Source organism: Dactylosporangium cerinum (genome assembly GCF_042653625.1).
In the GTDB taxonomy this organism is placed as follows: Bacteria; Actinomycetota; Actinomycetes; order Mycobacteriales; family Micromonosporaceae; genus Dactylosporangium; species Dactylosporangium cerinum.
This window is the reverse complement of the sequence record NZ_JBHSIU010000053.1, coordinates 1-18519: the sequence shown is the minus strand read 5'-3', so window position 1 is coordinate 18519 and position 18519 is coordinate 1. Positions and strand designations below refer to the sequence as shown.

Here is an 18519-nt window from a genome sequence, read left to right as displayed (position 1 = left end):
CGGTGACCACTCCCACTTCCTCGTCGGACGAGCCGTGGCCCGTCCGGGTGGTCTCGCAGAAGATCGGCGCCTGGATCGGCAAGCTCGGCTGGATCTGGGTCGACGGCCAGGTCGCGCAGATCACCCGCCGCCCCGGCACCAACACCGTCTTCCTGACGCTGCGTGATCCCTCCGCCGACCTGAGCCTGACCGTCACCACCAACCGGGACGTCGTCGACCTCGGCGCGCCCGGCCTCAACGACGGCGCCCGCATCGTGGTGCACGCCAAGCCCGAGTTCTACGCCGCCCGCGGCTCGCTCAGCCTGCGCGCCGACGAGATCCGCCAGGTCGGCCTCGGCGAGCTGCTGGCCCGCCTGGAGCAGCTCAAGAAGCTCCTCGCCGCCGAGGGCCTGTTCGACCGGGCCCGCAAGCGGCGGCTGCCGTTCCTGCCCGGCAAGGTCGGCCTGATCACCGGCCGGGCCAGCGCCGCGGAGCGGGACGTGCTGACCAACGCGCGGCGCCGCTGGCCGACGGTGGAGTTCCGGGTCATCAACGTCGCCGTGCAGGGCACGTCGGCGGTGCCGCAGATCATCGACGCCCTCGCCGTGCTCGACCGGGACGAGACGGTCGACGTCATCGTCCTGGCCCGCGGCGGTGGCTCGACCGAGGACCTGCTGCCGTTCTCCGACGAGGCGCTGTGCCGGGCCGTGTTCGCGTGCCGGACCCCGGTCGTGTCCGCCGTCGGCCACGAGACCGACGTGCCGCTGGTCGACTTCGTCGCCGACGTGCGCGCCTCGACCCCGACCGACGCCGCGAAGCGCATCGTGCCCGACCTGGCCGACGAGTTCCGCCTCATCGGCCAGGCGAAGCAGCGCCTCGACCGCGCCTTGAAGGGCCTGCTCGACCGCGAGCAGCACCGCCTCGACGCGATCCGCTCGCGGCCCTCGATCGCCCGCCCGCTCTCGCTGGTCGACAACCGGGCCACCGACGTGGCGCAGCTGCGCGACCGGGCCGCCCGCAACCTGAGCCACCGCCTCGACCGGGCCGGCACCGAGCTCGCGCACACCCTCGCCCGGCTGCGGACCCTGTCCCCCGCGGCGACCCTCCAGCGCGGCTACGCGATCGTCCAGCGCGCCGACGGCGCCGTCGTCCGCGCGGCCGGCGAGGTCTCCCCCGGTGACCCCGTCCGCCTCCGGCTCGCCGAAGGCGAGGTCGCCGCCACCGTCGACCCCGCCGTCAAGAAGCCCGCCAAGCGGGCCGCGAAGCCAGCCGCCGCCGGTTCCCAGGAGTGACGTGTCCCAACGCATCCAGGACTACCTGCTCGCCAGCGCCGGCCGCGGCCGCGAGGTGGTGCAGGCCGGCCCGTTCACGGTGACGATCAGCGCGCACGACCCGCTCGTCTACATCAACTACGCGATCCCCGCGGCCGGCGCCGACCCGACCCCGGCGGACATCGCGGCCCTCGAAGCGGCGTTCACCAGCCGGTCGCGGACCCCGCGCCTGGAGTACCTGCCGGGCCTGGCCCCGCTCGTCGAGCCCGCGCTCCTGGCCGCCGGCTTCACCGTCACCCACCGGCTGCCGCTGATGGAGTGCCCGCCCGGCGGCACCGTCGACCAGCCCCTGGCCGACGGCATCGAGTTCGTCGAGCCCACCACCGACGAGGAGCTGTTCGGCCTGCTGGGCGCCCAGCACGAGGCGTTCGGCGAGGCGCCGCCCACCGACGAGCACGTCGCCCGGGCCAGGTCCCGGGAGGACATCACGGTGTTCGCCCGCACGCTGGACGGCGAACCCGTCGGCGGTGGCTCCGCCGTCGCGGCCAAGGACGGCATCAGCGAGGTCGCCGGCATCGCGGTGCGGCCGAAGTTCGAACGCCGCGGCATCGGCGGCGCCATCACCCTGCACCTCACCCGGGCCGCGCACGCGGCCGGAGCCGGCCTGGTGTTCCTGACCCCGGGCGGCGACCCCCAGGAACGCGTCTACGCCCGCGTCGGCTACCGGCGCACCGACTCCGTGCTCTTCCTGACGAAGGAGCCCGCATGACGAAGGAACTCGCATGACAAAGGAAACCGCATGACGAAGGACGACCTGTCCTACGAGCAGGCCCGGGCCGAGCTCGCCACAGTCGTGGAGAAGCTCGAGTCCGGCGGCACCACGCTCGAGGAGTCCCTGGCCCTGTGGGAGCGCGGCGAGCAGCTCGCCGCCATCTGCCAGCGCTGGCTCGACGACGCCCGCGCCCGCCTGACCGCCGACCGCGGCTGAGGGACTGCTTCTTCCGCGGCGGCCTCACGGCCGGAAGAGCATTGGGGGTTCCCACCCCAAGCCCCCCATGCGACGCTGCGCGCCGCACGCAAGCGGCGTTCCTCGCTCCGCTCAGTGCAGGGATGCGGCCAGGCGCTGCAGCTGGGAGTCGGTGGCGCGGCCGAAGATGATGACGGTGCGGCCGGCGGAGGTCTGGATCAGGGCGCGCTCGCCGGGGCGGCCGTCGTCGTGCCGCTGCCATTCGGTGCCGGCGACGGAGACGGGCGCGCCGCCGGCGCCACCGGTGCCGATGATCGCGGGCACCAGCGTGGCGGCCGGCTGGGCGCTCTCGACCAGCTGCATCGCGCCGTCGGACGGGGCGGTCACGCCGATACGCAGGACGCCGCCGGTGAAGGTGGCCGAGGCGATCCGCCAGCCCTGCGGCAGGTCGGTGGGCTTGAGCGGGGTGAACTGGCCGGCGCGCTGGACCGACCCGTACACCTCGGTCGTGTCGATGGTCGGCGGCTCCTCGTGGCCGAGGTAGCGGTAGAAGCCGACGAGCAGGAACACCGGCACCAGCAGGACCAGCATCGACAGCGCCATGTCGCGCGGGCGACGACCGGCCCGCTCGGATGCGGGAGTGGGAGCGGGAGCAGCGGTTTCCACCCACCCATCGTGAACCATCGGATGGAACATGCCACAACCGCCCGGACCGTAGCGACGTGGAACACGCCGGCCTGCCACGATGACAGGTGGCCCGCCCGCCCACGCAACGCCGCGCGAGGAGAGCACATATGAGTCGTGAGATGGACCGGAACCTGGCCCTTGACCTGGTGCGAGTCACGGAGGCCGCGGCCATGGCCGCCGGGCGCTGGGTCGGCCGGGGTGACAAGAACGGCGGCGACGGCGCGGCCGTCGACGCGATGCGCCTGCTGATCAACTCAGTGCCGATGCAGGGTGTCGTGGTGATCGGTGAGGGCGAGAAGGACAACGCGCCGATGCTGTACAACGGCGAGCGGGTCGGGGACGGCACCGGGCCGGAGGTCGACGTCGCGGTCGACCCGGTCGACGGCACCACCCTGATGAGCAAGGGGATGCCCAACGCGGTCGCGGTGCTCGCCGTCGCGGAGCGCGGGGCGATGTTCGACCCGAGCGCCGTGTTCTACATGGAGAAGCTGGCCGTCGGGCCGGACTACGCGGACGTGATCGACATCGACGCCGGCGTGGAGGAGAACCTGCGGCGGATCGCCCGGGCGAAGCGGTCCAGTGTGTCCGAGGTCACCGTCTGCATCCTGGACCGGCCCCGGCACAAGCAGCTCATCCAGGAGGTCCGCCGGACCGGGGCGCGGATCAGGTTCATCTCCGACGGCGACATCGCCGGGGCGATCAGCGCCGCCCGGGAAGGCTCGGAGACCGACGTGTTGATGGGCATCGGGGGCACCCCGGAGGGCATCGTCGCCGCGGTGGCCCTGAAGTGCATGGGCGGGGCGATCCAGGCGAAGCTGTGGCCGCAGGACGACGCCGAGCGGGCCAAGGCCGTCGCCGCCGGCCACGATCTCGGTCGCGTGCTGCACACCGACGACCTGGTCGGCGGTGACAACATGTTCTTCTGCGCGACCGGCGTGACCAGCGGCGACCTGCTCAAGGGCGTCCGGTACCGGCGGGGCGGGGCGGACACGCAGTCGATCGTGATGCGCTCCCGGTCGGGCACGATCCGGGTGATCGACTCGTTCCACCGCCTGGAGAAGCTGCGCGCCTACTCGCTGGTCGACTTCGACGGCACCCTGCCGCCGCTCGCGATCGAACCCGACGGGTCGGTGGGGGCGCTGCCCAGCACCGACTGAACGGCCTCGTCGACCGGCGTGTGGGTCAGGCCGAACGTCGCGGTCACCCGGGACGAGTCCAGCACGAACGGCTTGACGTGCTGGTAGCGGACCTCGCGGAACTCCTTGGCGAACTTGTCGAAGAGTCCGGCGGCCCACACGGCCGGCAGCGGGTAGGCGCGCAGGCGCGGGGCGGGCAGGCCAGCGACGCGGGCCACGGTCGTCAGCAGCGACCGGCCGGTCATCGGCGGCGGCGAGGGCACGTGCCACGCCCGGCCCCACGCCCGCTCGTCGGTCGCCAGGGCGATGAGCGTCCGCGCGACGTCGCCGATGTACGTGTAGCTGTGCGGCACGTCGAGCGCCGCGGGCAGCCATGCCGTCTTCCCGGCCCGCAGCGCCGGCAACGCCATCTCGATGATCGACGACGTGGGGCTGATGTAGTCCGACGCGCGGGCCTCGAAGGTGCGGATGCCGGCGGCCAGGGCCTCCCGCCACATCTCGTTGCGGACCCGGCCCTTCCGGACGGTGTCGACGAGCGGCGTGTCCTCGGTCATGGGGCGGTCGACCGGCCCGTAGCCGTAGAGGTTGCCGGTGATCGCCAGGACCGCGTCGTTCGCCGCGGCGGCGCCGATCAGGGCCCGGTTGATCGGCGGCCAGTCGGTCTGCCAGGCGTAGTACTGCGGGTTGACGCAGTTGTAGATGACGCTCGCCCCGGCGGCGACGCTGCGCAGCGCGACCGCGTCGGACGCGTCCGCGGAGACCCGCTCGACCAGTGGGTGCACGGGCCCGCCGCCGGAGCGGCTGACGAGCTTGACGTGCTCACCCGCCGCGGCGAGCCGACCGGCGATGATGGTGCCGACCGCGCCGGCACCGACGATGACCTGCATGACTGCCTCCAGAACCGTGATTGCGAGAGCACTGCTCTCTCAGTAGAGCATGGGTCGCTCGACAATTCAAGAGCAGTGCTCTCTGATGTGAGCATGCGACTATGTACGGCATGAAGGCGACCAACATCCGGGCGCGCGTCCGTGCCGAGATGACCGAAGAGATCAAGACGATCGCCCGGCGGCACCTGGCCACCGACGGGGCCAACCTGTCGCTGCGCGCCGTGGCCCGCGACCTCGGCGTCGTCTCGTCGGCGATCTACCGGTACTTCGCGAGCCGGGACGAGCTGCTGACGGCGCTGATCCTCGACGCGTACAACTCCCTGGGCCGGACGGTCGAGGACCGGGAGCGCGCGGTCGCCCGCGACGACTTCACCGGGCGGTGGATGGCGGTCTGCGACTCGGTCCGGGAGTGGGCCCTGGAACGGCCGCACGAGTATGCGCTGATCTACGGCAGCCCGGTCCCGGGGTACCAGGCGCCGCAGGACACCGTCGCCGCGGCGACGCGGGCGGTCACGGTCCTCGGCACGATCATCCAGGACGCGGCCGTGGCCGGACGGGTCCGCGACGACACCACCGAGCCGCTGGCCGCGGCGGTGGTCGAGGACGTGCGGCGGGCCGGCTCGGTGATCGCGCCGGACGTGCCCGACGTCGTGACCGCCCGGGCGCTGTCGGCCTGGGTCACCCTGTTCGGGTCCGTGAGCTTCGAGCTGTTCGGGCAGCTCAACAACGTCGTGCTGCACCGCGACGAGTTCTTCGCGCACCAGATGCGGGTGCAGGCGAGGTTCGTCGGGATCTGATCGCGCGTCCTTGCGTTCCGGTTGACCGGTGTTCTACTCTACCGACACAATTTGCTGACGGGAGAGGAGGCACCGGCGTGATCAATTTCCATGTGGACAAGTCCAGCAGCGTCCCCGCATACGCACAGCTGATCCGGCAGGTGCGCGAAGGGCTGCGGATGGGCGTGCTGCATCCCGGGGACCAGCTCCCCACGGTGCGCAGCGTGGTGACCGCGTGCACGGTCAACCCGAGCACGGTGCTGAAGGCGTACCGCGAGCTGGAGCTGTCCGGGCTCGTCGAAGCCCGGCAGGGCGCGGGCACCTTCATCAGCGGCACGCTGGGCGGCGCGGACCCGCACGTCATGGCCCGGCTGCGCAACGGCCTGGCCCGGTGGCTCGACCAGGCCCGCGAGGCGGGGCTGGAGACCGAGGACGTCGAGGCGCTGTTCGCCTCCGTGATCGTGGAGAACTCCACCCGCCGCAAGCAGGAGGGGGCGGCATGACCGCCGTCGAGGCCCGGGCCGTGAGCAAGCGCTACGGCAGTGTGTGGGCGCTGCGGGACTGCTCCTTCCAGCTGCCGGCCAACCGGATCATCGCGCTGGTCGGGGCCAACGGCGCGGGCAAGTCGACGCTGATGAGCATCATCAGCGGGATGCTGCCGGCGACCTCCGGGACACTGCTGGTCGGCGGCCGGCCGGTGGTGAAGGGCCGGTCCTCCGACGGGGGTGAACCGGCCGGGAGCCGGGTGGCGATCCTCGCCCAGGACAAGCCGCTGTATCGCGACTTCAGCGTCGCGGACATGCTGCGCTTCGGCCGGGCCACCAACCGGGTGTGGGACCAGCGGCGGGCGCTGTCCTGGCTGGAGCGCTTCGCCATCCCGCTGGACCGCCGCTGCGGCAAGCTGTCCGGCGGGCAGCGGGCGCAGGTCGCGCTCGCGGTCGCCCTGGGCTCCCGCCCGGCGCTGCTCCTGCTGGACGAGCCCCTGGCCAACCTCGACCCGGTGGCCCGCACCGAGGTGACCGGCGAGCTCATGGCCGAGGCTGCGGAGGGCGACATGACCGTCATGCTGTCGACCCACATCATCGCCGAGCTCAGCGGCGTCGGCGACCACCTGCTGGTGCTGGACGCGGGCCGGCCCGTGCTCAGCGGCGACGTCGAGGACCTGCTCGCCGACCACGTGCGGCTCACCGGGCCGCGGGCGGACCTGCCGCCCGGCCCCGGCGCGATCGTCCAGGCACAGCACGCGGACCGGCAGTCCACGTTCGTCGTGCGGCAGCCCGCCGGACCAGCGGCGGCCGTCGTCGCGCCCGGCTGGACCACCCAGCCCATCACCCTGGACGAACTGATCCTGACCTATCTCAAGGCGTCGGCCGGCGCCCCCGATCGCCTGGAGGCGGCAGCATGAGCCTGGTCACCGACGCACCGGTCACCGCGAGCCGCCGCGAAGGTCCGGGCCCAACGGCCGGCCTGGTCTGGCTGACCTGGCGCCAGCACCGCTCGGCCATCATCGGCACGCTCGTCCTGGCCGCCGTCGTCGCCGGCTGGATGACCTACCTGTCCATCGAGATGACGGACCTGTGGCACCAGTGCCACAACCTGCGGTGCCCCGACTACTCCCCGCAGGACCTGCGGCTCAGCGCGCGCCCCTTCGGCCTGTTCCGGCAGGCAAGCTACGCCGAGCGGCTGGTGCAGTACATGCCGCTGCTGGTCGGCATGTTCATCGGCGTCCCGGTGCTGTCCAGGGAGCACGAGCAGCGGACCCTGCTGCTGGCCTGGAGCCAGGACATCTCCCCGGCCCGGTGGCTGTGGACCCGGATCGGCCTGCTGGCCCTGTTCGTCGCGGCCGTGACCGGGGTCGTCGCCGGGGTCAGCGACCACCTGGAACACGTGGGGACCCGGGTCGGCCAGGAGGACCTGTTCCGATACGAGGCGGTCCTGGCCACCGGCTGGCTCCCGGTCATGATCAGCGCCTGCTGGTTCGCGGTCGGTGTCGCGCTCGGCGCCGCGCTGCGACGCACGCTGCCGGCCGTGTTCGGTGTCATCGGGGGCTTCATCGGCCTGATGCTGTTCGTGCAGGCCCGATTCCCCACCCTCAGGCGGCCGCTGGGCGCCTACCGGCAGATCGACGCCCCGGTCGACGACCTGCTGCGCGACAACGCCCTGCTGGTCAGCGGCGGCATCATCCGCACCGGCGCCGGCGACCAGCCCTCAGGGTTGTTCGACGCCTCCAGGCACCCGCTCACCAGCGGCGAGCTGGAACGCCTCTGCCCGTCGAGCGTCGACGTCCAGGCCGACCTCTCCTGTTTCGCCGATCACCACCTCCAGCGCTACCTGCAGTACCAACCGGGCAGCCGGATCCCCGAGTTCCACCTGATCCTCGGCACCGGCTACCTCGCCCTGGCCGTGGTGGCGCTGCTCTCGGTGTGGCTGCTCGTCCGCCGGACCAACCTGACCGCCGGATAGGCACGGCGCTACGGCGTGGGGACGCCGAAGCCGACGGTGGTGCCGCTGCCCTCGATCGACTCCAGGGCGATCCACCCGCCGTGCGCCTCCACGATCGCCTTGCTGATCGCCAGCCCCAGCCCGCTGCCCTTGATCGCCCGCTTCTGGGCGTCGGCGGTGCGGAAGAAGCGGGTGAACAGCATGCCCTGCTCGTGTTCCGGGATGCCGACCCCGGTGTCCCGGATCCACACGACCACCTCGCCGTCGCGTTCCCGGCCGGTGACGGTGATCGAGCCGCCGGGGTCGGAGAACTTGACCGCGTTGGTCAGCAGGTTGAGCACGACCCGTTCGAGCTGGTCGCCGTCGCCCTGCACGACCGGGATGTGCTCGTCGATGTCGGTGGTGACGGTCAGGCCGGCGGTCTCGACGGAGGGCCGGATCGCCTCGCACGCGGCGTCGATGATGTGCTTGACCTTCACCGGGCCGACGGTGAGCGTCAGGGTGCCCGACTCGATCCGGGAGAACGTGAGCAGGTCCTCGATGAGGTCGAGCAGGCGGCGGCCGTTGCGGTCGATAATGCCGACGATCTTGCGTTCGGTTGCGCCGAGGGAGCTGGCGTGCGCATCGGCGAGGATCTCGGTGTAGCCGCGGATGCTGGTCAGCGGGGTGCGCAGCTCGTGGGAGACGGTGGCCACGAACTCGCTCTTGAGCCGGTCGAGCTCCTGCAGGTCGCTGTTGGTGCGGGCGAGCTTCGCCGCCTGCCGCTGCAGGGCCTCCTCGGCCCGGCGGCGGTCGGTCACGTCGGCGATCTGGTGCACGACGTGGTGCGCCCGCTGCTGGCCGCCGTGCTGCCCGCCGCCCGCGCCGATGAGCGACGCCGAGTACTGGCCCCACAACGGCGCGCCGTCGGAGCGGCACAGCCGCAGCTCCTTGCTGACCTTCTCGGCCTCGCCGGCGACGAGGCGCTTCATCTTGTCCGCGACGATCGGCTGGTCCTCCTCGAGCACCATGTCGAGCAGCAGCTGCGCGGGCTGCAGGCCGGTCATGCGGGCCAGCTCCTGGTTGACCTCCAGCACGTGGCCGTCGAGGTCGGTGACGGCCATGCCGACCGGGGCGTGGTCGAACGCGGCCCGGAACGTCTCCTCCGCCCGGCGCTGGTCGGCGGCGAGCCGCTGCTGCGACAGGGCGTGCTGCACGGCCGAGCCGAGCCGGCTCAGCCGGTCCTTGAGCAGGTAGTCGACCGCGCCGTGGCGCAGCGCGTCGACGCACGACTCCTCGCTCATCGCGCCGCTGACCACGATCGCCGGAATGTCGTAGCCGCCGGTGCGCAGCATGTGCAGCGCCTCCAGGGCGTTGAACTGCGGCAGCGAGTAGTCGGCGAGGATCACCTCGGGCGGGCCCGCGGGATCCTCGAGCGCGGCCTGGAAGTCCGCGCCGGACTCGACCCGCTGCCACACGGGCGCGAAGCCGGCCCGCCGCAGCTCGAACACGAGCATCTCGGCGTCGTCGGGGTTGTCCTCCAGGAGCAGGATCCTCATGAGTGCGCATCGGTCAGGTTCAGGCCCAGCCAGTACAGGCCGATGCTGTTGACGGCGGCCATGAACTGCTCCATGTCGACGGGTTTGACGATGTAGCTGTTGGCCCCGAGCTCATAGCAGGCGTGCAGGTCCCGGTCCTGGGCCGACGAGGTGAGCATGACGACCGGGATGTGCCGGGTGCGCTGGTCGGCCTTGACCCGGCGCAGCACGTCGATGCCGTCGACCAGCGGGAGCTTGATGTCGAGCAGCACCACCTGCGGCGGGTCGGTGGCGGCCGGGCCGAGCAGGTATTCGAGGGCTTCGGCGCCGTCACGGGCCACGTCGACGTTGCGGGCGAACCTGCCCCGCTCGAACGCGAGCCGGGCCAGCTCCAGGTCGTCGGGATTGTCCTCGACGAGCAGGACCCTATTGGACCGCGGTTTCACCCGCCCACCTCCAACAGCGTGTGTCCAGTGTGTTCGAAGGCCGGAAGGGTGAAGTAGAACGTGGCGCCCTCGCCGGGGACCGCGTCGGCCCAGATCTGACCGCCGTGCCGCTGCACGATGCGGTGGGTGAGGGCGAGCCCGATGCCGGTGCCCTCGTAGTCCTCGGCGCGGTGCAGCCGCTGGAAGACCTTGAACAGCTTGTCGGCGTAGCGCATGTCGAAGCCGGCACCGTTGTCCTTGACGTAGTACATGACCTCGCCGCTGAGCGGCCCCACCCGGTGCCCGATCTCGATCCTGGCCGGCGAGACGTCGCGGGTGTACTTCACCGCGTTGCCGACCAGGTTGGCGACCACGTGCCGGATGAGCCGCGGGTCGCCCTGCGCGTCGGGCAGGTCGCCGACGGACAGTGCGATGTCGCGGGTGCCGCGCTCCACGGCGAGCTCGTCCCAGACGTCGGCGACCAGCTGGTCGAGGTGGACGCGCAGGCTCGCCATCTCCTGCCGCTGGAGCCTGGAGAAGGCCAGCAGCCCGTCGATCAGGTCACCCATGTGCTGGGCGCTGGCGCGGATGCGGGCGAGGTACCGCCGGCCCTGCTCGTCGAGCGTGTCGCCGTGGTCGAGGGCGAGCATCTTGGCGAAGCCGTCGACGGCCCGCAGCGGCGCCCGCAGGTCGTGGGAGACGCTGTAGGAGAAGGACTCCAGCTCCGCGTTGGCCTCCCGCAGGTCGGCGGTGCGCTCCGCGACGCGCACCTCCAGCTCCGCGTTGAGCTGCTCGACCGCCCGCTCGGCGGTCTTGCGCTCGGTGATGTCCTGGCTGACCTTGACGAAACCGCGGACCGTCCCGTCGGGGTTGCGCACGGCGGTGAGCAGGCCGTGCGCCCAGAAGCGGCTGCCGTTGCGGCGCACCCGCGGGCCGTCGATCTCGACCCGGCCGTGCTCGGCCGCCTGGTCCAGGACGCGCTGCGGCACCCCCGCGGCGGTCTCCTCGGCGGTGAAGAACATCCCGTAGGAGTGGCCGATGACCTCGTCGGCGCGGTACCCAGTGAGCCGCTCCGCGTTGCCGGACCAGCTCTCGATCACGCCCTGCCGGTCGAGCATGTAGATGGCGTAGTCGCGGGCGCCGTCCAGCAGCAGCTGGAGCAGCTCCTCCGAGGCGCGGACCTTCTCGTCGGCCTCGTGCAGCTCGGTGACGTCGCGCAGCACGGCGACCGCGCCGCCGGCGCCGTCCTGCCGGACCAGGGTCCGCAGCCGCACGTCGAGCCGCCGGCCCCGCACCACCAGCTCGATCTGCGACTCCGCCTGCCGGCGGACCAGGTTGCGGAACCGGTACGGGGTGGTGCCGTCCGCCTCGTACGCCTCCAGCAGCTCGGGCCAGGCGGTCGGCGGGTAGCGGTCGATGTCGTGGCCGAGCAGCCCGCGCGCGGTCGGGTTGACCCAGACCGCGGCGCCGTCCGGGTCGAAGACCACCACGCCGTCGCCGATCGTGTTCATCACCGCGGACAGCAGGGTCGCCTGGTGCCGCAGGTCGGCGGTGGCCTGGGTGACCCGGTCCTCGGCCCGGCGGCGGGACGTCGCGAGGGTGTACACCAGCAGCGCGGTGACCAGCGTGAGCGCGAGACCGCCGAACAGCATGCCCTCGTCGAGGTGGCCGTCGGCGCCGATCAGGGCCGTGCCGTCGGTGCCGGCCGCCAGCTGCCACTGCTGGTCGGCGACCTGCACGAGGACGGTCCGGCGCAGGTCACCCGGGCCGGCGTCGTGGCGCTCCATGCGGGCCATCAGCTGCCACTCGCTGCCGTCCAGTGCGGACAGCGTCACGTCCAGCAGCTCGCGGGACGGCTGGAGCATCGTGTCGGTGAAGAAGTCCTGCATCCGCACCGCCATCTGGACGAAGCCGCGCAGCTCACCGGTGACCCGGTCGAGGACGCGTTGCAGGAGGGCCACCGACTGCTGCCGGTCCCCCGGCGGCAGGCCGGTGTCGCGCGGCAGCACGTACGGATCGGAGATGGCGGGCAGCCCGATGCGCCCGGCCCGCTCCAGCGCCGCGGACGCCTCCGCCGACCCGGTCAGGTCCTGCCCGACGTCGCCGACGCTCGCGCCCGTGCCCGCGCCTTCGCCGAGCGTCCGCTGCAGCACGGTGAAGTAGTGGCGGCCGACCCCGGCGGTGGCGCGCAGCGTCAGCCCGGCCGCGCCGAGCGTCCGCCAGTCGGCCTGCGCCGCCGCGACGGAGGAGTCCGGCACCGCGACGACGAGGTCGATGGAGGTCGCCCCCGGCAGCCACAGCTGGCCGAGCGGGGCGGTGGCCGTGGTGAACGAGGCGGCGTCGATCTTCGGCAGGGCCTCCAGGCTGCCGGCGGTCAGCTGCACCGCGTCGACGTAGCGCTGGGCGGTGGACGCCACCGACTCCTGCGCCGCGGCGACCCGCCGGTCGAGGGCCTGCCCGGCGTTGTCCATCTCGACGCGGTGCATCAGCAGCCCCGCCCCGCCCGATACCAGCAGGCCGAGCAGCACCACCCCGAACACCTGGAGACGGACGCCCACCACGCATCTCAGATCGGCGGTGCCCTCAGGTTATTGAGGAGTTGCTCATCCGTTGTCCGACGAGTGTCCCGGGAAGAGGTGGGCGGCCGGGTCGATGATCACGGCGGCGTTGTTGACGGCGGTCGCCGCCTCCCCGAAACCGACCGCGATCAGCCGGACCTTGCCCGGGTATTCGCTGATGTCGCCCGCGGCGAACACCCGCGGCAGGTTGGTCGCGGTGGTCGAGTCGACCCTGATGTGCCGCTTGTCCAGCTCGAGGCCCCAGTCGGCCAGGGGGCCGAGGTCGGCGGTGAAGCCGAGCGCGGCCACGATCGAGTCCGCGGGCAGCGTCCGCGGCTCGGCGCCACGGACCGCGACCTCGACGCCGGTGCAGTGGCCGTCGCCGTGGATCCTGGTCACCTCGGCGTTGACGATGATCTCGATCGGCAGCGCCTGCGCGCGGGCGACGGTGGAGGCGTGCGCCCGGAACTTCTCCCGCCGGTGCACGAGGGTCACCGACCTGGCGAGTGGTTGCAGGGCCAGGGCCCAGTCGAACGCGGAGTCGCCACCGCCGACGATGACCACGTCGTGCCCGGCCAGGTCGGCCAGGTGCGGCACGAAGAAGACCAGGCCGGTGCCGGTGAACCCGGCGGCGGCGGGCAGCGGGCGGGCGGTGAAGCTGCCCAGGCCGCCGGTGATGAGCACGGCGCCGCAGCGCAGGACGGTGCCGTCGGACAGCGTCAGCACGGGCTGCTCACCGTCGTAGGAGAGGTCCTCGGCCCGCACCCCCAGCAGGTAATAGGGGTGGAACTGGTCGGCCTGCTCGACCAGGTTGGCGACCAGGTCCCGGCCCCGGATGCCCGGGAAGCCCGCGACATCGAAGATCATTTTTTCCGGGTACATCGCGGTGATCTGCCCGCCGGGCTCGGGCAGCGCGTCGATCACCGCCGTGCTGAGCCCCCGGAAGCCGGCGTAGTACGCACCGAAGAGGCCGGCCGGTCCCGCGCCGACGATGGCCAGATCGACTTCCCGCATACGGGCACGCTATGCGGCATCGGTGCCGATGGCCAGAGGGTCGTCGGCGCGCGGCGGGCGCCGGCGCCGGAACAGCACCGCGGCGACGAGACCGCCGATGAACCCGCACAGGTGCCCCTGCCAGGAGACCCCCTGCTCACCGGGCAGGACACCGATGATCTGCCAGCCATACAGCAGGCCGATGAGGAGGCCGACGGCGATGTGCCACCAGCTGTGCTCGACGACGCCGCGCATCAGGATCACACCGAGGTAGCCGAAGATGACGCCGCTGGCGCCGACCACGACCGTGCCGGACTCGCCGATGAACCAGACGCCGACGCCGGCGACGATCGCGATGAACGCGGTGGTGAGCAGGAACCGGGCGGCACCGGCGGCGAGGACGAAGGTGCCCAGCAGGATCAGCGGGACGCTGTTGGCCAGCACGTGCTCGTAGTCGACGTGCAGGAACGGTGAGAACAGGATGCCGTCCAGCCCGTCGAGCCGGTGCGGCTTGATCCCGCCGTCGTCCTGGAGCCGCTCACCGATCAGCCGGTCGAAGAACTCGACGGCGAACAGCACCGGCACGACCGCACACATGGCCACGAAGGCCCGGCCGACGGAGGCGTAGAACGCCTCCGTGCCGAAGCGCGTGGGGTCGGAATCACGGGTCCCGTCGAGAGTCACGCCACTGTGGTAACAGGTCCGGTGCAAACCCGCCACCCGTCTTGCCGGTGCTGGCGGGTTTGCACCGGTTTCAGTACCAGCCTGTGGACTGGCTGTGGGACCAGGCCGCGCAGGGCGTCTTGTAGCGGCCCTTGATGTAGCTCAGGCCCCACTTGATCTGCGTCTCGGGGTTCCACGACCAGTCACTGGCGATCGAGGCCATCTTCGACCCCGGGAGCGCCTGGGCGATGCCGTACGCCCCGGAGCTCTGGTTCTTCGCCGTGGTCGTCCAGTGGCTCTCCTTGTCCCAGAGCTTCTCCAGGCAGGGGGACATCTGGTCGAACCCGAAGCCGGCGGCCATCGTGAGCCCGCAGCCACGCCACTTGTTGTCGCTCTTGGCCTTGTACACGTCGCACACGGCGGGGATCGGGTAGGTCGGCGGGCCCAGCGTCCGCGTGGTGGTGCGGCTCGCCTCTTCTTCCTTCTTCTTGCGGGCGGCGTCCTCGGCGGCCTTCGCCTGCGCCGCGGCGGCCGAGGCGGCGTCCTGCGCCTTGCTCTGCGCTTCGGTGCTGCTGGCGGCGGCCGACGGGCTGCCGGAGGAGGAGGAGGAGGAGGCCCGCGGGAGCGCAGCGTCGGCGGCGGCGTTGACCGGCTCGACCGGCTTGCCGCTGTCCCAGTTGGCGACGACCAGGCCACCCGCGAGGGCCGCGACCAGCGCGAGCACGGCGAGGGCCCGGACCTTGCCGACCCGCTGCCACAACAGACTCACGACGTCCATGGCTAGTACCACCCGGTGTTCTGGCTGTGGCCCCATGCGCCGCACGGCGTCTTGTAGCGGCCCTTGATGTAGTTCAGGCCCCACTTGATCTGGGTCGCCGCGTCCTTGTACCAGTCGGGACCGTACGCGGCCATCTTGTCTCCTGGCACTGCCTGGGGGATGCCGTGGGCCCCGCTGCTCTTGTTGTGCGACAGGGGGTTCCACCCGCTTTCCTTCTGCCAGAGCTTGTCCAGGCACGGCATCTGGCCGAGGGCGAAGCCGGCCGCAACCATGAGCGTGCACCCGGTGTTGCGATTGCCGGTGTAGACGCCGCATGAGGCAGGGGCGGGATACGACGGCTCTCCGGCGGGACGGGTGGAGCGGCTCGCTTCCTCTTCCTTCTTCTTGCGGGCGGCGTCCTCGGCGGCCTTCGCCTGCGCGGCGGCGGCCGAGGCGGCGTCCTGCGCCTTGCTCTGCGCTTCCGTGGTGCCGGCGTCGGCGGACGGAGTGCCGGAGGACGCCCGGGGAAGGGACGCGGCGTCGGCGGCCTGGACCGGCTCCGCCGTCGCGTTGTGCTGGGTCTGTCGGTTGGCAATCAGCAGGCCGCCGACGAGTCCCGCAACCAGCACGAGAACCGCGAGGGCTCTGACCTTGCCGACCCGCTGCCACAGCCGGATCACGAAGGTATCCATTCGTCGGGGACATGACCTCGGTGCACGGCCCGGACGGTATCCATGTGCTTTCGCATTCGCGTAAGCGGACACCCGTCCGGGCCAGTGACGCACCGTGAGCGCCTGATGCCGAGATGCCTGGCGTCACGCGCTCGTTCCCCACCATCGCCTAGTGCATTCGCGGGTGAGAACCCAAACGGTACCTTCTGTGATTCTAATCACGTGACAATTAGGACTCTTTCGCTTAAGTTACCGCTCGAACGGGAGGTCCTCCAGGAGGTCAGTGACAACCTCGGCAATCGGTGAACGCTCCGAACGCGTCAAGGTCACGTGCGCGAAGATCGGATGCCCCTTGAGCGCCTCGATCACCGCCGCGATGCCGTCGTGCCGGCCGACCCGCAGGTTGTCACGCTGAGCAACGTCGTGGGTCAGCACGACCCGCGAGTTGCTGCCGATGCGGGACAGCACGGTGAGCAGCACACCGCGCTCCAGCGACTGGGCCTCGTCGACGATCACGAAGGCGTCGTGCAGGCTGCGGCCACGGATGTGGGTCAGCGGCAGGACCTCGAGCATGCCGCGGGCCGCCACCTCCTCCATCACGTTGTCGTGCACCAGCGAGCCGAGGGTGTCGAAGACCGCCTGCGCCCAGGGCGACATCTTCTCGGCGGCGTCGCCGGGCAGGTATCCCAGCTCCTGGCCGCCGACCGCGTACAGCGGGCGGAAGACGATGACCTTCTTGTGCTTGCGGCGCTCCATGACCTGCTCCAGGCCCGCGCAGAGCGCCAGCGCGGACTTGCCGGTGCCGGCCCGGCCGCCCATCGACACGATGCCGATCGACTCGTCCAGCAGCAGGTCCAGCGCGATGCGCTGTTCCGCGGAGCGGCCCCGCACGCCGAACACCTCCCGGTCGCCCCGGACCAGCCGCACCGACTTGTCCGAGCCGACCCGGCCCAGGGCCGAGCCGTTCTGCGAGGTGAGCACCAGACCGGTGTGCACCGGCAGGTCCCCGGCGCCGTCGAGGTCGATCGCCTCGCCGGCGTAGAGCCGCTTCACCTCGTCCTCGGCGATGCCGAGCTCGACCATGCCCGTGTAGCTCTGGGTGGTCGCCGGACCCGGCTGGTATTCGTCCGCGGCCAGGCCCACCGAGCCGGCCTTGACCCGCAGCGGCATGTCCTTGGTGACCAGCAGGACGTCCTTGCCCTCGGCCGCGAGGGCGAGGGCCACCGCCAGGATGCGGGCGTCGTCCGTGTCGGCCCGGAAGCCGGCCGGCAGCACGTTCTGATTGGCGTGGTTGAGCTCGACCCACAGCGTGCCACCCGCGTCGGTCAGCGGCAGCGGCAGGTCGAGCCGGCCGTGCTTGGCCCGCAGGTCGTCCAGGAACCGCAGCGAACGCCGCGCGAAGTAGCCGAGCTCGGGATGGTGCCGCTTGCCCTCCAATTCGGAGATGACGACCAGGGGCAGGACCACGTCGTGCTCCCCGAAGCGCAGGAACGCGCCCGGGTCGGCCAGCAGCACCGAGGTGTCCAGCACGAAGGTGCGGCGCGGGGCCTCCGCCTTGGTGAGCTCCGCCTTGGCGGGCTCCACCTTCTTGCGGGTGCGCTTGACCGGCGTGACTGCGTCAGCCACCGGTTGCGCCTTGGCCGCACGGCTGCGGGGAGCGGGAGTGGAGTCAGAGGGACTGCGGCGAACGGTCACGGGATCTCCGGGGACGGGCACCTCGCCGCCCGCACTCGCGTCCTCCGACGCCCGCACGGGGTCGGGTGCTTGGCCCCGTGGCTTCACATGGATCGCTCGGTCCGGGCCTCGGATGGCCGGGAAAACCCCTAGCCACAGCACAGACGCTAACCGCTGCAAGCAAAATCCACTAGATCGAGTCGTTGATTGCCCCGCTTGTGAGGTACGCCCCGCTACCCACACGGAACGCGAAATGTTCAGTACGCTGAGGATATGGCGGCCCCTGACACTGCACGGTCCCGCGCGGCCATCCTCCAGCTGACTGCGGAGCGAGCCGGGCACTGCGCCTTCTTCTTCGACTTCGACGGCACCCTCGCCCCGATCCAGGAAGATCCCGACACCGTGCACCCGGCCGAAGGCATCGTCGAGGTCCTCGCCGAGGTCAACCGGCGCCTCGGCAAGGTCGTCATCGTCTCCGCCCGCCCCGCGGACTTCCTCCGCCAGCGCTTCGCCGCCCTGCCCGACGTGGCGGTCTTCGGCCTCTACGGCCTGGAGGTCCAGCGACCCGGCGGCCTGGTCGAGACCGACCCGAGCGCCGCGCCGTTCGTCCAGGTCATGAGCGACCTGGCGGACCGCGCCCGGGCGGAGCTGCCGGCGGGCACCCGGGTGGAGTACAAGCGCCTGTCCGTCGCCGTGCACTACCGCAACGCCCCCCACCTCGGCCCCGAGGTCGAGCAGTGGGGCAAGGAACGCGCCAGCGAGCTCGGCCTGCGCGTGCAGGCGGGCCGCATGGTCGTCGAGCTCAAGCCTCCCGGCCAGCGCGACAAGGGCAGCGTCCTGCGCGAGGAGACCGAGGGCCACAGCTGCGCCTGGTACTTCGGCGACGACGTCGCGGACCTGCGGGCGTTCGCCGCCCTGACCGCTCGCGAGGAGGCCGACCCGGACTTCGTGGGGGTGCGGGTCGCCGTGGCCAACGCGGAGAGCGGCCACGCCCTCGTCGAGGCCGCCGACATCCACGTCGACGCCCCCGAGGACGTCCCCGCCCTCCTCCGCACCCTCCTGGCCCAGGCCCCCTAACCGCACCAGGACCACAGCGCCCCGCCGCCGCGCCGAAGG

The 18519-nt window shown here is 71.8% G+C and carries 19 protein-coding genes; 9 read left to right on the top strand and 10 right to left on the bottom strand.

Going from position 1 to position 18519, the window contains the following annotated elements:
• The first annotated feature begins 2 nt into the window (after window positions 1-2).
• The 3 genes from xseA to ACFPIJ_RS37055 are packed head-to-tail and all read left to right on the top strand — an operon-like array spanning window position 3 to window position 2238.
• Window positions 3-1271 (top strand): exodeoxyribonuclease VII large subunit, encoded by a 1269-nt coding sequence (gene xseA / locus ACFPIJ_RS37065; protein WP_380122416.1) that lies wholly within the window; start codon window positions 3-5, stop codon window positions 1269-1271.
• Window position 1272: 1 nt separating this feature from the next.
• Window positions 1273-2019, top strand: coding sequence for a GNAT family N-acetyltransferase (locus tag ACFPIJ_RS37060; protein ID WP_380122414.1), 747 nt, complete (start codon window positions 1273-1275; stop codon window positions 2017-2019).
• Window positions 2020-2049: 30 nt separating this feature from the next.
• The gene (locus tag ACFPIJ_RS37055) at window positions 2050-2238 is read left to right on the top strand and encodes an exodeoxyribonuclease VII small subunit (RefSeq protein ID WP_380122413.1); all 189 of its coding nucleotides are present in this window, start codon (window positions 2050-2052) and stop codon (window positions 2236-2238) included.
• A gap of 111 nt (window positions 2239-2349) precedes the next feature.
• Here the strand turns inward: ACFPIJ_RS37055 and ACFPIJ_RS37050 are convergent, their stop codons facing one another.
• The gene (locus ACFPIJ_RS37050; protein WP_380122411.1) at window positions 2350-2883 is read right to left on the bottom strand and encodes a DUF4245 family protein; all 534 of its coding nucleotides are present in this window, start codon (window positions 2881-2883) and stop codon (window positions 2350-2352) included.
• Between the two features lie 128 nt (window positions 2884-3011).
• Here ACFPIJ_RS37050 and glpX point away from each other — a divergent pair, with 128 nt between their 5' ends.
• Window positions 3012-4061 (top strand): class II fructose-bisphosphatase, encoded by a 1050-nt coding sequence (gene glpX, locus ACFPIJ_RS37045; RefSeq protein WP_380122410.1) that lies wholly within the window; start codon window positions 3012-3014, stop codon window positions 4059-4061.
• Here the strand turns inward: glpX and ACFPIJ_RS37040 are convergent.
• Window positions 3974-4927 carry a 2-dehydropantoate 2-reductase N-terminal domain-containing protein gene (locus tag ACFPIJ_RS37040; protein WP_380122408.1) on the bottom strand — a complete coding sequence of 318 codons (954 nt, stop codon included), beginning with the start codon at window positions 4925-4927 and terminating at the stop codon, window positions 3974-3976. The two genes, glpX and ACFPIJ_RS37040, sit on opposite strands and share 88 nt — an antisense overlap.
• A 110-nt stretch (window positions 4928-5037) precedes the next feature.
• On the opposite strand from ACFPIJ_RS37040, the gene ACFPIJ_RS37035 reads away from it, so the two are divergent.
• The 4 genes from ACFPIJ_RS37035 to ACFPIJ_RS37020 all read left to right on the top strand — a co-directional run bounded on the left by ACFPIJ_RS37035 (window position 5038) and on the right by ACFPIJ_RS37020 (window position 8166).
• Window positions 5038-5724: a TetR/AcrR family transcriptional regulator gene (locus ACFPIJ_RS37035; protein WP_380122406.1), complete on the top strand. Its 687-nt coding sequence runs from the start codon at window positions 5038-5040 to the stop codon at window positions 5722-5724.
• Window positions 5725-5801: 77 nt separating this feature from the next.
• Window positions 5802-6206: a GntR family transcriptional regulator gene (locus tag ACFPIJ_RS37030; protein ID WP_380122404.1), complete on the top strand. Its 405-nt coding sequence runs from the start codon at window positions 5802-5804 to the stop codon at window positions 6204-6206.
• Window positions 6203-7108 carry an ABC transporter ATP-binding protein gene (locus tag ACFPIJ_RS37025; protein ID WP_380122402.1) on the top strand — a complete coding sequence of 302 codons (906 nt, stop codon included), beginning with the start codon at window positions 6203-6205 and terminating at the stop codon, window positions 7106-7108. The genes ACFPIJ_RS37030 and ACFPIJ_RS37025 overlap by 4 nt, the downstream gene beginning before the upstream one ends.
• Window positions 7105-8166 carry an ABC transporter permease gene (locus ACFPIJ_RS37020; protein ID WP_380122400.1) on the top strand — a complete coding sequence of 354 codons (1062 nt, stop codon included), beginning with the start codon at window positions 7105-7107 and terminating at the stop codon, window positions 8164-8166. The genes ACFPIJ_RS37025 and ACFPIJ_RS37020 overlap by 4 nt, the downstream gene beginning before the upstream one ends.
• 8 nt (window positions 8167-8174) lie before the next feature.
• Here the strand turns inward: ACFPIJ_RS37020 and ACFPIJ_RS37015 are convergent, their stop codons facing one another.
• The 8 genes from ACFPIJ_RS37015 to ACFPIJ_RS36980 form a co-directional block, all read right to left on the bottom strand.
• Window positions 8175-9683 (bottom strand): sensor histidine kinase, encoded by a 1509-nt coding sequence (locus ACFPIJ_RS37015; RefSeq protein WP_380122399.1) that lies wholly within the window; start codon window positions 9681-9683, stop codon window positions 8175-8177.
• Window positions 9680-10108, bottom strand: coding sequence for a response regulator (locus ACFPIJ_RS37010; RefSeq protein ID WP_380122397.1), 429 nt, complete (start codon window positions 10106-10108; stop codon window positions 9680-9682). The genes ACFPIJ_RS37015 and ACFPIJ_RS37010 overlap by 4 nt, the downstream gene beginning before the upstream one ends.
• On the bottom strand, window positions 10105-12645 hold the full coding sequence (locus tag ACFPIJ_RS37005) for a PAS domain S-box protein (protein ID WP_380122395.1): 2541 nt from the start codon (window positions 12643-12645) through the stop codon (window positions 10105-10107). The genes ACFPIJ_RS37010 and ACFPIJ_RS37005 overlap by 4 nt, the downstream gene beginning before the upstream one ends.
• A gap of 45 nt (window positions 12646-12690) precedes the next feature.
• Window positions 12691-13659: an NAD(P)/FAD-dependent oxidoreductase gene (locus ACFPIJ_RS37000; RefSeq protein ID WP_380122393.1), complete on the bottom strand. Its 969-nt coding sequence runs from the start codon at window positions 13657-13659 to the stop codon at window positions 12691-12693.
• Window positions 13660-13668: 9 nt separating this feature from the next.
• Window positions 13669-14322, bottom strand: coding sequence for a rhomboid family intramembrane serine protease (locus ACFPIJ_RS36995; protein ID WP_380122391.1), 654 nt, complete (start codon window positions 14320-14322; stop codon window positions 13669-13671).
• A gap of 70 nt (window positions 14323-14392) precedes the next feature.
• Window positions 14393-15079 carry an aggregation-promoting factor C-terminal-like domain-containing protein gene (locus tag ACFPIJ_RS36990; protein ID WP_380122389.1) on the bottom strand — a complete coding sequence of 229 codons (687 nt, stop codon included), beginning with the start codon at window positions 15077-15079 and terminating at the stop codon, window positions 14393-14395.
• A 2-nt stretch (window positions 15080-15081) separates the two neighbouring features.
• On the bottom strand, window positions 15082-15750 hold the full coding sequence (locus ACFPIJ_RS36985) for an aggregation-promoting factor C-terminal-like domain-containing protein (RefSeq protein WP_380122388.1): 669 nt from the start codon (window positions 15748-15750) through the stop codon (window positions 15082-15084).
• Window positions 15751-15978: 228 nt separating this feature from the next.
• Window positions 15979-17424, bottom strand: coding sequence for a PhoH family protein (locus tag ACFPIJ_RS36980; RefSeq protein WP_380122386.1), 1446 nt, complete (start codon window positions 17422-17424; stop codon window positions 15979-15981).
• A 252-nt stretch (window positions 17425-17676) separates the two neighbouring features.
• On the opposite strand from ACFPIJ_RS36980, the gene otsB reads away from it, so the two are divergent.
• Window positions 17677-18480, top strand: a complete 804-nt coding sequence (gene otsB / locus ACFPIJ_RS36975; protein WP_380122384.1) for a trehalose-phosphatase — start codon at window positions 17677-17679, stop codon at window positions 18478-18480.
• The last annotated feature ends 39 nt before the right edge of the window (window positions 18481-18519 follow it).